The sequence below is a fragment of the Methanobrevibacter sp. genome, assembly GCF_045636185.1.
Classification (GTDB): domain Archaea; phylum Methanobacteriota; class Methanobacteria; order Methanobacteriales; family Methanobacteriaceae; genus Methanocatella.
The window spans coordinates 1-4,919 of the sequence record NZ_JAZTXC010000094.1 but is presented as its reverse complement, the minus strand read 5'-3'; the positions used below and the strand labels follow the sequence as shown (position 1 = coordinate 4,919).

At 30.8% G+C, this 4,919-nt stretch carries 2 protein-coding genes and 1 pseudogene; 2 read left to right on the top strand and 1 reads right to left on the bottom strand.

The window, feature by feature from the left end; all coding sequences use genetic code 11:
• Nucleotides 1–472 (top strand): annotated as a pseudogene (locus ACKI3Q_RS05540) (hypothetical protein); the annotation flags it as partial.
• A gap of 234 nt (nt 473–706) precedes the next feature.
• Nucleotides 707–3,856: a hypothetical protein gene (locus ACKI3Q_RS05535; protein WP_407415068.1), complete on the top strand. Its 3,150-nt coding sequence runs from the start codon at nt 707–709 to the stop codon at nt 3,854–3,856.
• A gap of 255 nt (nt 3,857–4,111) precedes the next feature.
• Here ACKI3Q_RS05535 and ACKI3Q_RS05530 read toward each other — a convergent pair whose 3' ends face one another.
• Entirely contained in the window at nt 4,112–4,834 is a 723-nt protein-coding gene (locus tag ACKI3Q_RS05530; RefSeq protein WP_407415066.1) for a tRNA-binding protein, read from the bottom strand.
• Nucleotides 4,835–4,919: the final 85 nt, after the last annotated feature.

The following is a 4,919-nucleotide window of genomic DNA, read 5'->3' as shown; positions in this document are numbered from 1 at the left end:
CAAAAATGGAACACAATACACAGTTAAAGTTCTTGGAGATAATGGAAAACCTGTTGGTGCTGGAAAAAATGTTACATTTAATATTAATGGAGTATTTTACACTCGCCAAACCAACGAATCAGGAATAGCTAAACTAAATATCAACTTACAACCTGGGGACTATATCATAACTGCGGAATATGATAATTGTGTTGTGTCCAATAAAATCAAGGTATTGCCTGTATTAACTGCAAGTGATATTACAATGAAATATCATGATGGAACTCAATTCAAAGCTAATTTGGTTGATGGTCAAGGTAATCCTTATGCAAATCAAACTGTCACATTTAACATTAATGGTGTGTTCTACAACAGAATGACGGATAGTAATGGTCAGGCTAAGTTAAATATTAATTTAATGCCTGGTGAATACATTATAACCTCAAGTTATAATGGTTCAAGTATTGCAAACAAAATAACTATTAAAAGTTGAGATTAATTTCTCAACACTTTTTTTCTTTCTTTTAAATTGAAAATTAATCATTCATTAAATCATATCCAAAACAAAATTAATTGGACTTAATTTGAGATAGTTTTTTAATTTACTATGCTCCTTTTTCACATATATCTTAAATGTTGAATGTATAGATATTTTGAGGTAAACCTATAATTTATTTATATTATTAATTAAAATATTAATTATATGACTATTACGGAGGGTTTATTCTTGAAAAAAAGATATTTATTTTTGATTTTAATCATGTTTATAATATCCATTTCATTAGTAAGTGCGCAAGAAATGGATAATGATTTTATCATTCAACAAAATAATGAAACAGGTTCGTTTAGTGAACTGCAAGTGGATATTAATTCCATTGAAGATTCTGGAAATTTAAATTTAAGTAAAGACTATGTAAGTGATTCTTCTGAAAAAATAATCGTAAATAAATCCATTAATATCGATGGGAATAACCATGTTCTTAATGGATTGGATCAAACAGGAATTTTGGAAGTATCCAATTCAAATGTTGTTTTAAGAAATATTAATTTTATTAATGGTTTTGGTGAAGGTAATGTATTTGCAATAGATTTAAACAATTCTGATGTGGAAATCATTAATTGTACTTTTAGCAATAATTTAGGGGCAATATCTTTAATAAATTCAAATTTAACCATATCAAAATCCATATTCTCATTCAATTCTCCAGTTGGAGTTTATACATCTGGTGGTGCGATATATGCTGAAGATTCCATTTTAAATGTTGGAGAGTCAATATTTTTCAATAATTCCGCTGATGAGGGTGGAGCCATATACTGCTTCAATACAGTTTCAAATATCATAAATAGTGACTTTTACAACAATAACGTTACATTTTATGGAGGCGCAATATTTTCTGACTCTCAATTGAGAATAACAGATTCAAGATTATACAAAAACAAGGCAGAATATAAAGGTGGAGCAGTTCACTCAACATACTCATTTAAAAATGAGGATAGTTGTTTATATATTGATAACTGTGATTTATTTAATAACGAAGCTGAATACGGAGGGGTTGTTTCCTCTTCAAATATTAACTATGTAATTATCAACAATTCTAGAATTTATGAAAATACTGCATTATTTGGTGCGCTTGTTTCAAGATTTAACCGAAACACAGTTGAAATTATAAACTCTGCATGTTTTGACAATGTTGCAACCAATGGAACTATTGTATATAACTTAGTCTGCGGAAAAATAAATATTTTGGATAGTGATTTTAAAAATAACATAGGCGAATATGGAGCATTGATATACTCCCTTTTTGCACGTATTGGAAATGGATTTTCAAACCTTAATCTTTCAGTTATCAATTCTAATTTGACAGACAATATGGGTTCTAAAGGATTAATTTATTCAATTATGGGAAATGTTGTAGTTTATAATTCATCAATAACATATAAAAATCAATCTTATGACACTCCAGTAATATATAAATTGATTGCCGGTAATGTTACTCAAAAAGACAACTGGTGGGGTGTTGAAAATCCTGATTTAGATAAACTAATTGTTTATGATTTTGATTTGATTTCATCCAATATGTCTGAAGATGTTAATCAAAATGATGACTGTGCTTCTAATGTTATTCAAATTGATAATGAGAATTTTGTATTTACATTTAGAAGAGATTCTACATCTCAACTTTGTGTGGATATTGTACAGCAAGATGAAGGAATTTTACAGTTCAAATGTGATACGACTTTCTTTATTCACGCATTTATAAGTAATAATGGTTGGGTATTTGGAAGTGGGGGTATGGATACTCCTTTTGTTTGTGAAAAAATAGAATCTTTTGCAAAGGTCATGTCTAGAAATAATATGATTATAGATGAATTCCTGGACAGTCTTTTGGAATATAAATCAAAAGAAGCTTCAGGGCATGTCCTTATCAAAGCACCAAATGGTACCTATGCTTTTCTAGACCATTTTACAAATCCTCCTGCAGACGTAATTGAAAGGGGTGTTCTACTACCTGGAGAATACTTTATAATCCCTAACGATTTTCAATATTTCAAGAAAGGAAATGTTTCGGATTTAAATGTTAGTGATAATGTTATTGCTTCAAGATATATTGCAGCATTGGATGGATATGGTGTTGCAAGAACTAATGAATTCACATATAATTTCATAACGGATGAATTTAATGGAAAATATGTGGATATTTATGTTGCAAATGACGATGGATCTCTTTCAAATAGATCAAATACTTCAATGTACTTTAATGATGTATTCATGAATGATAATTATGTTTTTGGTGAAGACATACCAATTATCATGGATGGAATGTATCTAGGACGAATGATAATTAATGAAAGCAATTTAAAGATAACTGCTCCGGATGTAACCAAATATTATGGTGGACCTGAAAGGTTTGTTGTTGGTTTAACTGATTTAGAGGACAATCCTTTAGTGAATAAATCTGTAAGTATTGGCCTCAATAATGTGTCATACAATAGAACGACTGATGAAAACGGTACTGCAAGTATCGCAGTGCAGTTGAATGGTGGAGTTTATGATGTTGTTGTTAGTGCAGGTATTAAAACTGTAAATTCAACTGTTACAGTCTTAAACACAGTAAATGGAACTGACATCACCAAAGTTTACAGAAATGATACCCAATACTATGCAACATTCCTTGACAGTGAAGGTAACTATCTCAAAGATGGTGAAGCTGTCAGATTCAACATTAATGGTGTGGTGTATGACCGTAAAGTATCTGGAAATAAAGGTTTAGCAAAACTAAATATTAACTTGTATGCGGGAGAATATATAATCACTGCAATGAACATTGTAACTGGTGAATCTGCAGCCAATAATATTATAGTTATTTCAAGAATCGTTGAAAACAAGGACATAACCAAATATTATAGGAATGGGACTCAATACACTGTTAAAGTCCTTGGAGATAATGGTAATCCTGTTGGTGCCGGTGAAAATGTAACATTCAACATTAATGGTATATTCTATACCCGCCAAACTGATGAAAACGGTATTGCTAAGTTAAATATTAATTTGCAGCCTGGTAACTACATCGTGACTGCTGAATACAAAGGTTCCGTAGTATCTAATAACATTAAAGTGTTGCCTGTATTGAATGCTACTGATATTACTATGAAATATCATGATGGAACACAGTTCAAAGTAAATCTGGTTAATGGACAAGGAAGACCATATGTTAATCAAACTGTCACATTCAACATTAATGGTGTATTCTACAATAGAGTGACTGACAGTTCAGGTATGGCAAAATTAAACATTAACTTAATGCCTGGTGAATACATTATAACCTCAAGTTATGATGGCACTGGCATTGCAAACAAAATAACTATTGAAAGTTGAGATTATTTCTTAACACTTTTCTATTTTTTTATTAAGATATGTAGATGTAATCCATGAAATATTTTGCCTGAATGGGCAAGTGAAAAAAGATTACATTAACGATGAAGTAAAGGTAATTAAAGAATGTAAACTGTATTTTTGGTGAGGTATTGATTTAATTTACATGGATCTTTAGATGAATACAAAATGCTTATGAAAATAGTGGGCATAGGCCATGCTTTTAAAAATAGCACAACCTTCCAGTTTTTGTAGTGGTTAATCAAGATAAGCTTCCACTAGATTGCGTGTTTCATTTAAAGATTCCATTGGAATTCCTTTGGGCATTTGGCCAAGTTCACCCTCAACTTCCTTTAAAATACCTCCGTTCATTCCTAAAAACATTCCTTCACTAACGGTATCCATGAATGTTTGTGGAGGTAATAGGGAAACACCTACACGATTGCCATCTTTCACATTTAAATCGTTTGTAACAACGGTAACTGCACGTTTACCTAAATTAACGTTACATATCATTAATGAATCTGCTTTAGGATGTCTTGTTACACTCATAACTTCTCCAACCTTAATATCAATACTGATAACCGGATCGTTTATTGGTCCGAGAGCTAATCTGTCCTTAAGGCCTAATAGTGTATCAATGAAAAATCTGACCTTTGCAATGTTTTCTGCGGTTTTTTCACGCTCTTCTTTTGGTGCACTATTTAAAAATGTTTTGGTCCATCCTTCTCCACCCAGACATTCTACAATTGTTTCTGTTTTTTCGATTAGGCTTGCCACATCAGGTGAATTAACAAGGTCATCCCCTTCAAGGTATGAGTATGTTAATGATTGGAAATCACTGTTCATTTGTTTTCCGGTTTCAACAGCAAGTTTTTTATTCCAATTTCCTCTAAATGATGCAGTTGGAATTAAATTTAAGTAATTTTCTCTTGCTTTATTTGCCACTAAAATTCTGTAATCTTTAGTTGTATCCCACAATGTTTAATCTCCTTTCATATAATTAATTATAATATTTGACTCAGTGTATAATAAATTTTTTCAAAATTATGTTTATTAATTTTTA